The sequence below is a fragment of the Streptomyces sp. SudanB52_2052 genome, from assembly GCF_964272415.1.
GTDB classification, from domain to species: Bacteria; Actinomycetota; Actinomycetes; order Streptomycetales; family Streptomycetaceae; genus Streptomyces; species Streptomyces olindensis.
The window spans coordinates 4849855-4865137 of the sequence record NZ_OZ186796.1; the positions used below are offsets into that span (position 1 = coordinate 4849855).

General features: G+C 72.3%; 13 protein-coding genes, 1 tRNA gene, 1 pseudogene and 1 riboswitch. Of the genes and pseudogenes, 8 read left to right on the plus strand and 7 right to left on the minus strand.

The annotated features are described in order from the left end of the window. Positions 1–162: 162 nt before the first annotated feature. Entirely contained in the window at positions 163–657 is a 495-nt protein-coding gene (locus ACSUPV_RS21520; RefSeq protein ID WP_078651009.1) for a MarR family transcriptional regulator, read from the plus strand. Positions 658–1001: 344 nt separating this feature from the next. After that, entirely contained in the window at positions 1002–1850 is an 849-nt protein-coding gene (locus ACSUPV_RS21525; protein WP_037766852.1) for an RNA polymerase sigma factor SigF, read from the plus strand. A gap of 88 nt (positions 1851–1938) precedes the next feature. Here ACSUPV_RS21525 and ACSUPV_RS21530 read toward each other — a convergent pair. From ACSUPV_RS21530 to ACSUPV_RS21540, 3 genes and pseudogenes are all read right to left on the minus strand, one after another. Next, positions 1939–2453 (minus strand): annotated as a pseudogene (locus ACSUPV_RS21530) (MarR family winged helix-turn-helix transcriptional regulator). A gap of 107 nt (positions 2454–2560) precedes the next feature. Beyond that, positions 2561–3202 carry a GTP cyclohydrolase II gene (locus tag ACSUPV_RS21535; RefSeq protein ID WP_037766823.1) on the minus strand — a complete coding sequence of 214 codons (642 nt, stop codon included), beginning with the start codon at positions 3200–3202 and terminating at the stop codon, positions 2561–2563. A gap of 174 nt (positions 3203–3376) precedes the next feature. Further along, positions 3377–3892, minus strand: coding sequence for a MarR family winged helix-turn-helix transcriptional regulator (locus tag ACSUPV_RS21540; RefSeq protein ID WP_031121509.1), 516 nt, complete (start codon positions 3890–3892; stop codon positions 3377–3379). A gap of 76 nt (positions 3893–3968) precedes the next feature. On the opposite strand from ACSUPV_RS21540, the gene ACSUPV_RS21545 reads away from it, so the two are divergent. From ACSUPV_RS21545 to ACSUPV_RS21570, 6 genes are all read left to right on the plus strand, one after another. Then, complete coding sequence (locus ACSUPV_RS21545; protein WP_037766825.1) at positions 3969–5099, plus strand: dihydrofolate reductase family protein; 1131 nt, start codon at positions 3969–3971, stop codon at positions 5097–5099. Positions 5100–5200: 101 nt separating this feature from the next. Further along, positions 5201–5416, plus strand: a complete 216-nt coding sequence (locus tag ACSUPV_RS21550) for a hypothetical protein (RefSeq protein WP_436948221.1) — start codon at positions 5201–5203, stop codon at positions 5414–5416. Next, complete coding sequence (locus ACSUPV_RS21555) at positions 5377–6423, plus strand: alginate lyase family protein (RefSeq protein WP_436948223.1); 1047 nt, start codon at positions 5377–5379, stop codon at positions 6421–6423. Before ACSUPV_RS21550 ends, ACSUPV_RS21555 begins: the two co-directional genes overlap by 40 nt. 54 nt (positions 6424–6477) lie before the next feature. Beyond that, positions 6478–6551: transfer RNA gene (locus ACSUPV_RS21560), tRNA-Met, on the plus strand. Between the two features lie 289 nt (positions 6552–6840). Beyond that, positions 6841–6997, plus strand: a riboswitch (cyclic di-AMP (ydaO/yuaA leader). Between the two features lie 11 nt (positions 6998–7008). After that, complete coding sequence (locus ACSUPV_RS21565; protein WP_031121507.1) at positions 7009–8040, plus strand: M23 family metallopeptidase; 1032 nt, start codon at positions 7009–7011, stop codon at positions 8038–8040. Between the two features lie 251 nt (positions 8041–8291). Continuing rightward, positions 8292–9236, plus strand: a complete 945-nt coding sequence (locus ACSUPV_RS21570; protein WP_436948225.1) for an aldo/keto reductase — start codon at positions 8292–8294, stop codon at positions 9234–9236. A 43-nt stretch (positions 9237–9279) separates the two neighbouring features. Here the strand turns inward: ACSUPV_RS21570 and ACSUPV_RS21575 are convergent, their stop codons facing one another. The 4 genes from ACSUPV_RS21575 to ACSUPV_RS21590 form a co-directional block, all read right to left on the minus strand. Then, positions 9280–10626 (minus strand): PrsW family intramembrane metalloprotease, encoded by a 1347-nt coding sequence (locus tag ACSUPV_RS21575; RefSeq protein ID WP_436948227.1) that lies wholly within the window; start codon positions 10624–10626, stop codon positions 9280–9282. Between the two features lie 57 nt (positions 10627–10683). Next, on the minus strand, positions 10684–11520 hold the full coding sequence (gene trmB, locus ACSUPV_RS21580; RefSeq protein WP_436948228.1) for a tRNA (guanosine(46)-N7)-methyltransferase TrmB: 837 nt from the start codon (positions 11518–11520) through the stop codon (positions 10684–10686). 314 nt (positions 11521–11834) lie between these two features. Beyond that, positions 11835–13040 carry an L-2-hydroxyglutarate oxidase gene (gene lhgO, locus ACSUPV_RS21585; protein ID WP_436948230.1) on the minus strand — a complete coding sequence of 402 codons (1206 nt, stop codon included), beginning with the start codon at positions 13038–13040 and terminating at the stop codon, positions 11835–11837. A gap of 75 nt (positions 13041–13115) precedes the next feature. Then, positions 13116–14540 carry a hypothetical protein gene (locus ACSUPV_RS21590; RefSeq protein WP_010044958.1) on the minus strand — a complete coding sequence of 475 codons (1425 nt, stop codon included), beginning with the start codon at positions 14538–14540 and terminating at the stop codon, positions 13116–13118. Between the last annotated feature and the right edge of the window lie 743 nt (positions 14541–15283).

Sequence of the window (15283 nt, forward strand, 5' to 3'; positions counted from 1 at the left end):
GGGTGGGGGGCAGGGGCTGCGGGGCGTCCCGTACGGGCCACCGCGGGCGGGGCCTCGCGCGTGCGGCCGACGGCGTGGTGGGCGGCCGCGGGCCGGGGTCCGTGCCGCCCCGGCCGCTCGCGTGCCTAGTACGCTGACGGCCATCCCGGTGCCTGCGAGAGTGTGACTGTGACTTCCCTCCGACCCCGCCCTGAGCCAGCAGAGGTCGCCCGTGTGACCTCCACGGCCGCGGAGTTGCTGGAGGTCCTGTGGGGCAGGGCCTCCACGGCGCCGGCGTCCGCGTCCCAGCTGCGCGTGCTGCTCATCCTGGAGCACCACGAGGGCATCAACCTGCGCACGCTCGCCGACTCCCTCGCCTCCACCCCGCCCTCGACCAGCCGGCTGTGCGACCGGCTCCAGGCGGCCGGGTTCGTCGAACGCGTGGTCAGTGCGGTGGACCGGCGCGAGGTGCGCCTGCAGCTCAGCGGCCGCGGCCGGGCCTTCCTGGCCGACCTGCGGGTGCGCCGGGAGCAGGCGCTGCGCGCGGTGCTGGACCAGATGCCCGCCGCCAAGCGGGTCGCGCTGCTGCAGGGGCTGGAGGCGTTCTGCGACGCGGCGGCGGCCCAGATACACGACGACTCCGACGACTCCCGCGCGTCCGGTACCCGGACGGCCTGAACTGCCCGCCGCGGCACCGGGTCGGTCCTTCCGTTTCCTCCCCCGCACCCTCTCGGCACGGCTACTTTGTTGCCTTGCAACTATAGTTGTCAAACGACAACAGTCCGCTCCGGGAGCCCCTTGGCCTCTTCTTTCCCGTCGCACCGCCCCGCCCTCCTGCCCGTACCGTCACGGCACGCTTGCGGGTACCCCGACACCGCCCCGACCTGCATCGACTGTGGTCAACGTCTCGACAGGGCGAACGCGGGGCATGAGCCGGGCGAGTGCGGGTAGCGGCGGTGGAGGTGGCCTGTCGGGGGATCGGAGCGGGCCGGAACTACGAGGGAGGGCCCGTGACGACGACCATGCGCATCGGCACGACGACGGATTCCGGCACCGACACCGGCGAGGTGCTGCCCCAGATCGCGGAGCCCCAGAAGCTCACCCCGCAGGACGCGCGTGAGCTGACCGGACAGTTCCTCGACCGGCTCGCCGTGCTGGAGGAGGGCACGCCCGAATACCAGTACGCGCGCAACACGCTCATCGAGATGAACATGTCGCTCGTGCGGTTCGCGGCCCGCCGGTTCCGCAGCAGCGGCCAGTCGATGGACGACGTCGTGCAGGTCGGCGTCATCGGGCTGATCAAGGCCATCGACCGGTTCGAGGTCTCCCGCGAGGTGCAGTTCACCAGCTTCGCGGTGCCGTACATCATCGGCGAGATCAAGCGCTTCTTCCGTGACACGTCCTGGGCCGTGCACGTGCCGCGCCGCCTGCAGGAGGCCCGTACGGAACTCGCCAAGGCCACCGAGGAACTGGCCTCCCGCCTCGGCCGCGCGCCGAAGGTCGCGGAACTGGCGGCGCTGATGAACCTGTCGGAGGAGGAGGTCGTCGAGGCCCAGATCGCGGCGAACGGCTACCTGTCCTCGTCCCTGGACGCCGCGGTCAGCGGTGACACGGAGGAGAGCGACGCTTCGCTCTCGGAGTTCATCGGCGAGGAGGACCCCGCCCTGGAACTCGTCGAGGACTTCCACGCGTTGGCCCCGCTGGTCGCCGAACTCGACGAACGCCAGCGGCTGATCCTCCACCTCCGCTTCGTGGAGGAACTCACCCAGGCGGAGATCGGGGCCCGCCTCGGCATCTCCCAGATGCACGTGTCCCGGCTGATCTCGCGGACGGTGGCGCGGTTGCGCTCGGGGATGCTGGCGACGGGCTGAGCCGACCGGCCTCGCTGCGCGGCAGTTACCAGCGGCCGGACCGGCCCCGGCTGCCCGGCCGATCCCACCGGCCGCGGCCGGACAAGCCTCAGCCGCCCGGCAGTCCGTCGCTGTCGTCGGCTCGGGGGACCACAGCGCCCCGGGCCGCGAGGAATCCCCGCAAACCCCTGCTCAGGGCCGCGCGTTCGGTCGGTTCCATCGCCGCCAGGGCCGTGGCCAGGGCCGCTGTCCGGCGGTCGGCGACGTCGCCCAGCACGTGTCGGGCGTGCGGGGTGAGCAGCAGTCGCACCTCGCGGCGGGTGTCCGGGTGCGGGACGCGTTCCAGGAGGCCCGCCGCCGCCAGGCGGTCGCAGAGCCGGCTGGCCGTGGAAGGCCGATGTCCAGCCGGTCCGCCAGGGTCGTGAGGTTCAGACCGGGCGCCGCCTGCACGATGCGCAGCGCTCGCAGCTGGTGCGGGGACAGCCGCAGGGACGCCTCCTGGGCGGCGACCGACCACAGGTCCGTCAGGCTCTCCACGGCAGCGGCGATCTGTGCCGCGACGACCTCCGGGCCGTCGTCCGGTCTCCTCGCCCGGTGGTCGCCGGGGCCGCCGAGATCGGTCACGAAACGATCACTTTCCATAAGCTCCGGGTACAGCTGAGGTCGCTCTCTTTCAAAGGCTGTACCCGATGAGCCCAGGGGCAAGCAGTCCCGTTCAGCGCTCCGGCGGATCAGCCGGCGCTGAGCTCCGTCAGCGCGGCGAGCGGCAGCGTGTGCTGGGTCTGCAGGACCTTGGCGCGCAGGTAGCGGACATTGTGCGCGGTGGTGAAAACGCCGGTGGGGACGCGGTCGCGGACGCCGACGCCCAGCTCGCGCAACTGGCCCGCTTTGTCGGGGTTGTTGGAGAGCAGGTCCAGCTCGCCGATGCCCAGGGCCCGGAGCATCTGGGCCGCCGCGGTGTAGTCGCGGGCGTCCTCCGGCAGCCCCAGGGCCGCGTTCGCCTCGTACGTGTCCAGGCCCTGGTCCTGCAGCGCGTAGGCGTCGAGCTTGTTGTAGAGGCCGATGCCCCGGCCCTCCTGGCGGAGGTAGAGGAGCACGCCGCCGCGCTCGGCGATGCGCTCGACGGCCTCGCGCAGCTGGGGGCCGCAGTCGCAGCGGGCCGAGCCGAACACGTCCCCGGTCAGGCACTCGGAGTGCAGCCGCACCAGCGGGACCGGGCCCGGCTCGCCGAGGACGACGGCCACGTGCTCCTGGCCGTCGGCCAGGCCGTGGAAGGTGACGAGCTCGGCGTCGACCTCGTAACCGTCGTGGAAGCGCAGCGGGACCCGGACGCGGGAGCGCGGGGTGGCGATGACGGCGGGGGTGTCGGGCATGCGGGGCCTCCGGGTTCCGTTTCCTGTTCGGCTGCACAGCCGTACTGCTTCAGATTTGAAGCAGATCCACGACCGGAACCCTACTCTTGCTTTAAATTTGAAGCAACGAAAATACGGCACCGTGTGGCGCGCGTCACGAAGAGGCCTACGGGGTCACGAACAGGCCGACACGGTCTACGAACAGGCCGACGAGGCCCTCCGTCGCCACGGCACGTCGTCCGAGTCCGGCCGGGCCCCCTCCTCCTGGAGCCCCTGGGCGATCGCCGTGGAGATCTCCTCCAGCTGCCCCACCTGCTCCTCGCTGAGCCGGTCGAACAGGAAGCTCCGCACGGTCTCGACATGCCCGGGTGCCGCCCGCTCCAGGACGGCGAAGCCCTCGTCGGTCAGTGCCGCGATGCTGCCCCGCTTGTCGTAGCGGCAGGCCTCGCGCCGCACCATGCCGTCCTTCTCCAGTCGCGTCACCGCGTAGGTCAGCCGGCTGCGCGTGATCTTCAGCCGCTCGGCGAGATCGGTCATGCGCAGCCGCCGTTCCGGGGACTCCGACAGGACGGACAGGATGGAGTAGTACAGATGCGGCATGCCGGCGTCCTGCTGGAGCTGCCGGTCGATCGCGTCCTCCAGGAGCAGCGAGGCGGCGATGTAGGCGCGCCAGGCGCGCTGCTCCTCGGGGGTGAGCCAGCGAGTCGTCATGCCGCCAGTGTAGGTTTGTTTCAAACTTGAACCAAGCCCTGCCCAGTCCGCCGTCCCGACCAGCCGCGGAGCGTCGATGCCCCACCCGTACGTCCTGCTGTCCGCCGCCGTCTCCCTCGACGGCTACCTGGACGACACCGGACCCGAACGCCTGCTCCTGTCCAGCCCGGCCGACTTCGACCGGGTCGACGAGGTGCGGGCGTCCGTCGACGCGATCCTGGTCGGCGCCGGGACGATCCGCGCCGACAACCCGCGGCTCCTGGTCAACTCCGTGGAGCGGCGCGCCGCCCGCACCGCCGCCGGTCTGCCGGAGTACCCCCTCAAGGTCACCGTCAGCGGCACGGGCGAGCTCGACCCGGACGCCCGCTTCTGGCACACCGGCGGCGAGAAGGTCCTCTACACCACCGACCAGGGCGCCGAGCGCGCCCGCGCCCTCGGCCTCGCCACCGACGTCGTGGCCCTCGGCCCCGGCCTCGACTGGCGGCGGCTCCTCACCCATCTGCACGACGTGCGGGGCGTACGGCGGCTCATGGTCGAGGGCGGCGGCCTGATCCACACCCAGCTCCTCACCCAGGGCCTCGCCGACGAACTCCAGCTGGTCCTCGCCCCGCTCTTCGTGGGCGACCCCAATGCGCCCCGCCTCTTCGGTCCCGGCGGCTACCAGCCCGGCCGGCTCCGGCTGCTGGAGACCCGGCGGATCGAGGACGTCGTCCTGATGCGCTACGAACCGACCGCCCCGGGCACCGGCCCCCTCCCGGTCGCCGCCGACCACCACTGGCTGGCCCGCGCCTGCGCACTGGCGGAGCAGTGCCCGCCCTCGGACACGGCGTTCAGCGTGGGCGCGGTGGTGGTCGCGGCCGACGGCACCGAACTGGCCCGCGGTCACTCGCGCGAGGGCGGCGACCCGGTCGTGCACGCCGAGGAGGCGGCCCTGGCCAAGATCGACCCGGCCGACCCGCGGCTCCCCGGCGCGACGGTCTACAGCAGCCTGGAGCCGTGCGCCCGCCGCGCCTCCCGTCCCGCACCCTGCGCCCGGCTGATCCTCGACGCGGGCGTACGGCGGGTCGTCACGGCCTGGCGGGAGCCGGACACATTCGTGGCCGCGGCCGACGGCAGCGGTGTCCTCGCCGCGGGGGGAGTGCAGGTCGTCGTCCTGCCCGAGCACGAGGAGCGGGCCAAGGCCCCGAACCGCCACCTGTCGCCCTGAGTGCGGGCCGATCGGCCCCACAGATCCTGCGCCCGTGCCGCCTCCGGGTCACGCTGCCTCAAAGCCCTTACGACAGAGCGGAGGCAGTGGGCATGCGCGCGATGGGGAGACGACCTTCGGCGGCGTTCCTGCTCGTGCCTCTGCTCACCGCGCTCGCCCTCCTCGTCTCCTCCTGCGGGTCCGCCGGTCCGGACGCCCGCACCATGGGCCCGGCCCTGCCCGCCGACGCCCCCTTCACCCACCCGGCGTCCTCGTCGACAGGGCCCAGCTGGACGCCGTGCGGGAGCACGTCACCGCCGGGAGGCAGCCCTGGCTGAAGGCGTACCTCGACATGCGGGACAGCAGATACGGCTCGTACCGGCACCGGGCGAAGCCGTACGGGACCGTCGTCCGCCCGGACGGTGACCCGGAGGGACGCGGCTGCGCGGAGGAGCGCGCGGACGCCCTGGCCGCCTACACGCAGGCCCTCCTCTTCAGCGTCACCGGCCGGCGGCAGCACGCCGAGAAGGCCCGGCAGATCATGGACGCCTGGTCGGGCACGCCGCGCCGGCACACCGGGGCGAACGCCGTGGTGCAGGCCGACTGGACCGGGTCGGTCTGGGCCCGGGCCGGGGAGATCGTCCGGCACACGCGCGGCGGGCGCTGGCCCGCCGCTCGGGTCCAGCGCTTCGAGGGCATGCTGCGCACCGCCCATCTCCCCGAAGTCGCCGCGACGGACCCGGACTTCACCGGGTCCTGGGACCTGGTGGCGACCGACGCGGTCATCACCATCGCCGTCTTCCTCGACGACCACCGGGCCTTCGGCCACGCACTGGAGCGCTTCCGGGAGCGCGTGCCTGCCTACTTCCACCTGGAGCAGGACGGACCCGCGCCGCTGACCGTGCCGGGCTCCGGCGTCGCCACGCCGCGGCGGATGACGGCGTACTGGCCCGGGCAGGCCACGTACCGGGACGGCGTCGCCCAGGAGACCTGCCGCTCCTTCCGGCACGTCGGCGTCTCCCTCGCCGCCACCGCCCACATCGCCGAGACGGCCTGGCACCAGGGCGTCGACCTCTACGGCGAGGTCAAGGACCGGCTGACGGCCGCGCTCGCCCTGCACGCCCGGCACGAGCTGGGCGCACGCGCACCCGCGTGGCTGTGCGGCGGCCGTGTCGAGCGGAACCTCGGGCCCCATCTGGAGGTCGCCCTCAACCACTTGGAGGGCCGCCTCGGCGCGTCCGTCCCGGCCGCCCGCAAGCCGGCCGTACGGACCCGGCCGGCCGGCACCGACGGCCTGTTCACCGCCTGGGAGACCCTCACCCACGCGGGCCGCCCGGGCGGCTGAGCAGCGGGTGTGCGCGAGCTGTCCCGCGGATGGCGTACACTGGTGTCACAACGACGCGGGGTGGAGCAGCTCGGTAGCTCGCTGGGCTCATAACCCAGAGGTCGCAGGTTCAAATCCTGTCCCCGCTACTGAAGGCCGAGGGCCGGAATCCGAAAGGGTTCCGGCCCTCGGTGCATTTCCCGAAACCTCCCTCACTGTCGGTGAGCGAACCACGTCACTCCGCATAACAACTGACACACCGTCAGAACTCAGTAGTCACTTGCGAGGCGGCCAACTCGCCCGATTTGGGCCGGTCGTGACAGGTAAGTCCGCGCGAAAAAGGTTAATGATCAAGCGGAATCGCTGGAATACACACCGCGCCTCCATTAACGTTCGATAACGCAGCGCGGTCGTCCCAGCCGTCACAGAAGGCGGCTCCGTGCGCACGCGCCGAATCCCGAAAGGGAACCGGGGAACCACCACTTGGGGTGAATCGGGCGAATATCGCCGTGGAAGCACGGTTGGTATACGCGCGTAGGAGACCTTCCTGCTCCGAACCCGTCAGCTAACCCGGTAGGCGAGAAGGAAGGAAAGGAGTACGCCCACGTGGCGTCCAACCGGCCTGCCCCCGCGGCCCCGTTCGCGCAGAACCAGCGCGACACCGAAACCTTCGGCTACGGCGGTCAGCGCCCCGACGAGGGCCCGTTCCAGGAGTGGAACCCCACCGCGGAGTCCATCCGTCCCGTCCGCGGCCGGCATCGCGTCACCAAGCAGCGCGGCGGAGGACTCGCCCGCAGCTCCACCGTCCTGGGCGTCGGCGTCATAGCCGCCGTGGGCGCCGGCGGCATGGCCAGCGCCCAGACCGGCAAGCCGCCGGTGTCGATCTCCGTGCCGGACCTTCCCTCGGTGGGTTCCCTCATCTCGGACGACGACACCCCCCAGGGCTCCGCGACTCCGCTCAGCAGCCTCGGCACCGCCACGGCGGACACCGAGCAGGGCGGCGCCGGCGCCGGTGAGGCGCTGCGCGCCCGGATCATGGCCCAGGTCGAGCACCAGCAGGACCAGATCGAGACCAAGGCCGCCGAGGAAGCCGCGGCCGCCGCCGAGAAGGCCGCCAAGGAAGCCGCCGCCAAGGCGGAGGAGGAGGCCAAGGCCAAGGCCGCCGAGGCCAAGCGCAAGGCGGAGGAGGAGGCCCGGAAGAAGGCCGAGGCCGAGCGGCTCGCCGCCCTCGCCAAGCAGTACACGCTGCCCACCTCCTCGTACACCATCACCTCGACCTTCGGCCAGGCCGGCGCCTACTGGTCCTCCGGCTACCACACCGGCCTGGACTTCGCCGCGCCCACGGGTACCCCCATCAAGGCGGTGCACAGCGGCACCATCACCGAGGCCGGCTGGAACGGGTCGTACGGCTACAAGACCGTCCTCACCCTCGATGACGGCACGGAGATCTGGTACGCGCACCAGTCCTCCATCGGCGTCAGCGTCGGCCAGAAGGTCAACACGGGCGACGTCATCGGCCGCGTGGGCGCCACCGGCAACGTCACCGGCGCCCACCTCCACCTCGAGGTCCACTCCGGCGGATCCAGCAGCGGGATCGACCCGCTGGCCTGGCTGCGCGGCAAGGGGCTCACCCCCTGACGGGCGACCGCCCCTCGAACACCGGTGGTTTCCGCTTCTCCTGAGCACCGGCGGCCTTGATGACGACCCCCCGACGTCAGGGCTGCCGGTTTCCGGCGGGCGGCGGTGCCGGCGGGTGGGGCGCGCGAGGTGTCCGCCCGGTGTTCACGGGGGCTGCGCGTCCGCCTTCTGGGGAGCTTCGCGTCCGCGTTTACGGGAGCTTTGCGTCCGCCGTGGAATGAGCGGCTTCCGCACGGGCGTTGACACGGAGCATGACTTCTCTGCGCAAACTCGGCTCCTCCGACCTCGAGGTCTTCCCGCTCGCCCTCGGCGGCAACGTCTTCGGCTGGACCGCCGACGAGGACCAGTCGTTCGCCGTCCTCGACGCCTACACGGCCGCCGGCGGCAACTTCGTCGACACCGCCGACGTCTACTCGGCCTGGGCCGAGGGCAACCAGGGCGGTGAGTCCGAGACCGTCCTCGGCAAGTGGCTCCGGGCGCGCGGCAACCGCGCGGATGTCGTCGTCGCCACGAAGGTCAGCCAGCACCCCGAGTTCCAGGGCCTGTCCGCCGCCAACATCAAGGCCGCCGCCGACGCCTCCCTGCGCCGCCTCGGCACCGACTACATCGACCTCTACTACACGCACTACGACCGGCCCGACGTGCCGGTGGACGAGATCATCGGCGCCCTCGACGAACTCGTGAAGGCCGGGAAGGTGCGGCACATCGCCGCCTCCAACATCTCGGCGGAGCGGCTGCGGGCGTCCCTGGAGTTCTCCGACCGCGAGGGGCTCGCCCGGTATGTGGCCCTCCAGCCCCACTACAACCTGGTCTCCCGCGACACCTACGAGGGCGAGCTCCAGGACCTCGCCGAGCGGACCGGGCTCGCGGCCGTCCCGTATTACGCGCTCGCGTCCGGCTTCCTCACGGGCAAGTACCGGCCCGGTACGACCGTCGACAGCGCGCGGGCGGGGGGCGCGGCCAAGCACCTGGAGACCGAGCGGGGGCGGCGGGTGCTCGACGCCCTGGACGAGGTCGCCGGGGCGCATGACGTCCCCGTGGCCACGGTGGCTCTGGCCTGGCTCGCCGCGCAGCCGACGGTGGCGGCTCCGATCGCCTCCGCGCGGACGGTGGAGCAGCTGCCCGCGCTGCTGGGAGTGGGCGAGCTGACGCTCTCGGACGCGGAGGTGGAACGACTCACGGAGGCTTCCGCCTGAGGCGGGTCGTCGGGCTGCGGGGCCTGGGGCGGGTCGTCGGGCTCTAGGAGCGGTAGGGGTTGTACGCGGGGTACGGCGTCGGCTGGTGGCCGTAGCCGTACGCCCCGTACACCGGCCAGGGCGGGGCCGCCACCGGGACCGGCGGGGCCGTGATCCGGGCCGCGTGATCCAGCGCGGGGCGGGCCGTCTCCCGGCGCCGCCACAGTTCGTCGAGGAGTTCCCGCTCCCGGACGACGAAGTCGGCGCCGGCCCGGCCGCGGCGGGCCCGGTGCCGCAGGAACGCCAGGGACGTCGCGTACGCCTCGTACCGCGTCACCTCCCGCGCCGCGGCCTTCCCGGCGTGCCGGCGGGCGTACTGGCGGGCGATCCGCCGGGCCCGCATCGAGCCGAGCGCGTACGGCTCCGCCGGGGTCAGCCACCCGGCCACGGCGTACGCGGGCAGCTCCTCCCGCACGGTCCTGAGCTCCCGCTGCCGCGTCCAGATCACCAGCCAGGTCAGCAGCCCGAAAATGGGCACCATGAACGCCGCGTAGACGGCGAAGAAGCCGTACTCCCCGAACGCCGACGAGCCGTTCCACATCGCGTGCATGCCCATCGCGAGCAGTAGCCCGGAGAGCGGGACGCCGACGCGGCGGACAGGCCCGCGGTCCGCCGAGAGCGCGGCGATGCCGAAGCCGATGCCGGTCAGGACGGTGAAGAGCGGGTGCGCGAACGGCGACATGACGATGCGCACGAAGAAGGTCGCCGCCGTGACGGAGGCGATGCCGGTGTGACCGGCGAGCTGGTCGGTGCCGAAGGCGGTGCCCAGGTAGAGGATGTTCTCCGTGAACGCGAAGCCGGTGGCGGTGACACCGGCTATGACGACTCCGTCGACGATGCCGGTGAAGTCGCGGCGGCGGAAGAGGAAGACCAGTAAGACGGCCGCCGCCTTGGCCGACTCCTCCACCACGGGGGCTATGACGGTCGCGCCGAGGGTGTCCGCGCCGGCCGGGTCCGCGGTCGCCGTCGCTATCCATCTCGTCGCGAAGCTGTTGGCGACGATCGCTATCAGCGCCGCCGCGCAGGCGCCCCAGGCGAAGGAGAACACCAGGTTCCGCCAGGGGCCCGGCTCGACCCGGTCCAGCCAGCGGAACGCGGCTATCAGCAGGGGCACCGGGAGGACGGCCAGCCCGAGCCCCACCAGGAACCCCTCCGTGCCGGTCTCCTCACGGACCAGGGCGAGGATGACGAGGCCGGAGAGCGTGAGGAGCGTGGTCGCCGCGCCGTAGCGCACCCAGGGGCGCTGCCACCAGTGGGCGTGCCGCAGGGCGCCGGCGGTGGGGGCGCCGACCGTGGGCACGCCGTCGGTGGGGCCGCTGGGGTACGACGGGTGTGGGGGGCAGGTGGCCACGGCATTGACCCTAACGACGGAGGGGCGCTGTCCGCAGGCGGAGACGGCCGGGTGCGGTCAGGCGCCGGTGGGGGGTTGGTCCACGTGCTGTACGCGACGGAACAGGAGGTCGTTCACGACATGTCCCTTGTCCAGTCCCTGGCCCTCGAAACGGGTCAGGGGCCGGAAGTCGGGGCGCGGTGCGAAACCGCCGTCCGCCTGGGTGTTCTCGAAGTCGGGGTGTGCCGTGAGGACGTCGAGCATGTGTTCGGCGTACGGTTCCCAGTCGGTGGCGCAGTGCAGGACGGCGCCGGGCTTGAGGCGGGTGGCGGCCAGCGTCAGGAAGGCCGGCTGGATGAGCCTGCGCTTGTGGTGCCGCTTCTTGGGCCAGGGGTCGGGGAAGTAGACGCGCAGGCCGTCGAGGGAGTCCGGGGCGAGCATCTCGCGGAGCAGGATGATCGCGTCGCCGTTGGCGACCCGGATGTTGGACAGGCCGTTCCGGTCGGCGAGATTGAGCAGGTTGCCCTGGCCGGGGGTGTGGACGTCGACGGCGAGGATGTTGGTGGTGGGGTCGGCGGCGGCCATCTGGGCGGTGGCCTCGCCCATGCCGAAGCCGATCTCCAGGACGACGGGGTTGTCGTTGCCGAACAGCTCGGGCAGGTCGAGGGTGCGGCTGCCGTCGATGTCGAGGCCCCACTTGGGCCACAGCCGCTGCAGGGCGTCGGCCTGACCGGCTGTGACCCGGCTCCGCCGGGGCTGGAAACTCCGGATCCGCCGCTCGAAGTGCGACCCGGCGGGGTCGGCCTTCGGCCCGTCGGGGAAACGCGGCTCTCCCTTGGCCCGGGTGTGCCGGAGGGAGACACCGGGGGTGGAGGGCTGGTGCGGGGTTTCAGGGGTGTTCACGGAGTCAGACACAGTGAGGTCGATTTTACGGCCGGTGGGTGGGGGTGCGCGTAGCGCCTAGTCGCCGGGTGGTGGGTCGGGGCCGCGCCGGGGGGTGTCCGTCCTCGGAACGGCGCGATGGGGTTGGATACCGACTCGCTGTTCGTTGACGCGCCAACCGCTGCGGGCTCGCTCTGGCTCAGCTGCGGGCAATCGTGCCGCTAAGGGCGGCACGGGTGGGCGGTGGGGGTCCCCCTGCTCGAGCGAAGCCGAGAGCTTGGGGGAGCCCGTTCCGCCGGGTTGCGGACCCATCCGGCCCCGGCGCCGACGCCGAGCACCCGGCATGCTCACAACGCGCTCAACGCCCTGCGTGCCACCTCCCTGCCGATCGGCAAGGACGCCGTAGCGGCAGGAGACGGCGCGTTCAGCACATGCACCGTGCGTGGGCCCTCGCGGATCAGGAAGTCGTCCACCAGCGTGCCGTCCCGCAGGACGGCCTGCGCGCGCACACCCGCCGCCGTCGGCACCAGGTCGTCCTCGGACACTCCGGGCAGCAGCCTGCGCACCGCCTCCGTGAACGCCCCCTTGGACAGGGAGCGGCGCAGCTCGCCCGCCCCGTACCGCCAGTGCCGGCGGGCGATGTGCCAGGAGCCGGGCCAGGTCAGCGTCGACCCGAGCTCCCGCCAGCGGACCGTGCCCCAGCCGTACCCCTCGCGGGCCAGGGCCGGCACCGCGTTGGGACCGATGTGGACACCGCCGTCGATACCGCGCGTGAGGTGCACCCCGAGGAAGGGGAACGCCGGATCGGGGACGGGGTACACCAGCCCCCGGACCAGCTCCGGCCGGGCCAGCTCGTAGTACTCGCCCCGGAATGGCACGATCCGCACCTCCGGCTCGTCCCCGGTGAGCCGGGCGATCTCGTCGCAGTGCAGACCCGCGCAGTTCACCAGGACCCGCCCGCGTACGACGTCCCCGGCGGCCGTGAGCACCGCGACCCCCCGCTCGGGGCGGCGGTCGACGCGGACGACCCGCGTGCCGTACCGGATCTCCGCGCCCGAGCCGTGCGCCAGCTGGCGTGCGACCGCGACGAAGTCGCAGATGCCGGTCGTGCCGACGTGTATCGCGGCGAGGCCCCGCACCTCCGGCTCGTACTCCGTGATCTGGGGCGCGCCCAGCTCCCGCACCGGAATGCCGTTCTCCCGGCCGCGCTGCACGAGCGCGTGCAGCCGGGGCAGCTCGGAGCGGTCGGTCGCGACGATCAGCTTGCCGGTGACCGCGTGCGGGATGCCGTACTCGGCGCAGAACTTGACCATCTCGGCGGCGCCCCGCACGGCGTAGCGCGCCTTGAGGGAGCCGGGGCGGTAGTAGATGCCGCTGTGGATGACGCCGCTGTTGCGGCCGGTCTGGTGCCGGGCCGGGCCCGGTTCCTTCTCCAGGACGGTGACACGTGTGCCCGGTGCGGCGCGTGTGATCGCGTACGCCGTCGACAGGCCGACGATTCCGCCGCCGATCACCAGCACGTCACAGTCGTATGCGGTCCGCACCCGCACCACCTCCCACTACCGATAGTGCACTGCGCCACTGACAGCGCCTTCAAACGCGCGGACGGGCAGGAGGCAGGTACATGCTCAGGCGGGAGCCATCAGCAGCGGCCTGGCGCGCTCGCGGAGCTCCACCACCCGTGGCTCGTCCCCGTACGGTTCCAGCCGGTGGAGGAGGTCCTTCACGTACTCCGTCGTACGGGCCGACGAGATGCGCCCGGCGACCTCCACCGCCCGCACGCCCTGCTCGCACGCCGCGTCCAGGTTGCCCGACTCCAGTTCGGCCACGGCCGACACGACGAGGCGCAGGCCGTGCGAGCGGACGAACTCCTCCGTCGGCTTCGACAGGGCCTGCTCCGTGAAGCGGCGGACCTGGCGGGGTGCCTTCAGGTCGCGGTAGCACTCGGCCGCGTCGGCGGCGAAACGGTCGTAGGAGTAGAAGCCGAGCCAGCTCGGGTCGTTGTCGCCGGGGCGGGCCCGCTCCAGCCAGCTCTCGGCGGCCTTCAGGGCACCCCCGGCCGCCTGGGCGTCACCGGCACGCGCGTGTGCCCGGGCCTCGACGAGGCGGAAGAAGCTCATGGTGCGGGCCGTCGCCAGGCCGCGGTTGCGTTCCAGAGCGGCCTGGGCGAGGTCCACGCCCTCGTCGCCGAAGCCCCGGTAGGTGGCCTGGAGGGACATGGAGGCCAGGACGTAGCCCCCGAGGGGGACGTCCGCCGCCGCGCGGGCCAGGCGCAGGGCCTGGATGTAGTAGCGCTGGGCCGCTTCCTGCTGGCCCGTGTCGAAGGCCATCCAGCCGGCGAGCCGGGTGAGTTCGGCGGAGGCGCCGAAGAGGGCCCGGCCGACCTCGTCCGAGTAGGAGCCGAGCAGGAGCGGGGCGGCCTCCACCCTTAAGCACTCGGGGACCATCGACGAACGCCAGTCGCCGCCGCCGTACTTGGAGTCCCAGCGCCGCGCGTCCTCGGCGGCCTCCCGCAGCTTCTGCACATCACTGTGGCCGACTTTGAGCGGTGCGCCGGAGCCCTCACCGGGGCCCACGTCACGCGCGACCGAACTGTCGGCCGGGGTTATCAGCCATCGCGAGGCGGGCGTCGCGTACGCGCTCACCGCGAACGATCCGGCGAGCGACTGCCAGATGCCGCCGGAACCGGCGCGGCGGCCCGCGAGGTCGAGGCGGTACAGCTCCGTCGCGGACTTCACCGCCTGGCCGACGTCGCGCGGGAAGGCGAGGCCGACCTCGGGCGCGGGGTCGGCGTCCGCCAGGCCGATCTCGTGGAGCGGGACCGGGCGGCCGAGCTTCTGGCCGATGGCGGCGGCGATGAGGTGCGGCGCCGCACCCTGCGGCACCATGCCCTTCGACACCCAGCGCGCCACCGACGTCTTGTCGTAGCGAAGCGTCAGTCCTCGCTGAGCGCCAAGATCGTTGACGCGCCGCGCGAGGCCTGCGTTGCTGATTCCCGCGAGGGCGAGAACGGCGCCGAGTTTTTCGTTCGGCCCGCGTTGCTCCCTGGACATGCGCCACCCCTCGACACAGACGGCTGCCGTGCTGGCATAACCACGCGGCATTCGTAAACCCAGCGTAGTTCGCCGCATCCCAAGCGTTAAGGGGCATTGTTCCGGTTGGCGGGATTGTGGTCCGTACTGAAGTGCGGTTCAGATACAGCCAGTTGCGGCGTGCTCCCGCTGTGTGGCCGTGCGCCTGTCCGTGCGCTCTTCTCCGGCCACCACGGGAGCGGTTCCATGGTCCTGCGTGGGTCGGCCCGCTGTACTGGATCCAGTGGGCTGGGGGACACCGCCGCCTCCATCCCCGCGGGCGGCGGAACGGTCCGGGAGGCGCGCCTCGTCTCCCGGACTGCGCGACCGCGCGGTGGTGGGCGGAGCCTGTACGGAGAGTGTTCGACGCTGCGTGCGTATCAGCGAATTGGCCGAAAATCGACCCCGTCATTGACGGGGTATCAGGGCTCCGACCACGGCAGTTGAGGGCGCATCGGGCGTGCTGGAGGCGCGTTTCGGGGGCGCATTCGCGTCGCAGTCGTACGGGAGACATGTCGCTGGCGGGTCTTGCCTCGTGGCCGGATGGTCGCGTAGTGGTGCCGTGGCCGCGCTCCTCCCCTTTTCCTCTCTTCGGGTCGTCCCGTCTTGTGTCGTACGGGAGTTCGGCGCGGTCCCGGAGGCATGAGCGGCTCCGCCGGGGCGCATTCGGCGGAGCGCAAGCGGCGCGGGCACCCTCTGGAGCGCTTCCTTCATGGCAGCATGGT

Excerpts from the sequence above, each read along its gene's own strand:
- ACSUPV_RS21525 (WP_037766852.1), top strand. The coding sequence starts at position 1,002 with ATGCGCATCGGCACGACGACGGATTCCGGCACCGACACCGGCGAGGTG.
- ACSUPV_RS21535 (WP_037766823.1), bottom strand. The coding sequence starts at position 3,202 with ATGCCCGACACCCCCGCCGTCATCGCCACCCCGCGCTCCCGCGTCCGG.
- ACSUPV_RS21540 (WP_031121509.1), bottom strand. The coding sequence starts at position 3,892 with ATGACGACTCGCTGGCTCACCCCCGAGGAGCAGCGCGCCTGGCGCGCC.
- ACSUPV_RS21545 (WP_037766825.1), top strand. The coding sequence starts at position 3,969 with ATGCCCCACCCGTACGTCCTGCTGTCCGCCGCCGTCTCCCTCGACGGC.
- ACSUPV_RS21550 (WP_436948221.1), top strand. The coding sequence starts at position 5,201 with ATGGGGAGACGACCTTCGGCGGCGTTCCTGCTCGTGCCTCTGCTCACC.
- ACSUPV_RS21570 (WP_436948225.1), top strand. The coding sequence starts at position 8,292 with ATGACTTCTCTGCGCAAACTCGGCTCCTCCGACCTCGAGGTCTTCCCG.
- ACSUPV_RS21590 (WP_010044958.1), bottom strand. The coding sequence starts at position 14,540 with ATGTCCAGGGAGCAACGCGGGCCGAACGAAAAACTCGGCGCCGTTCTC.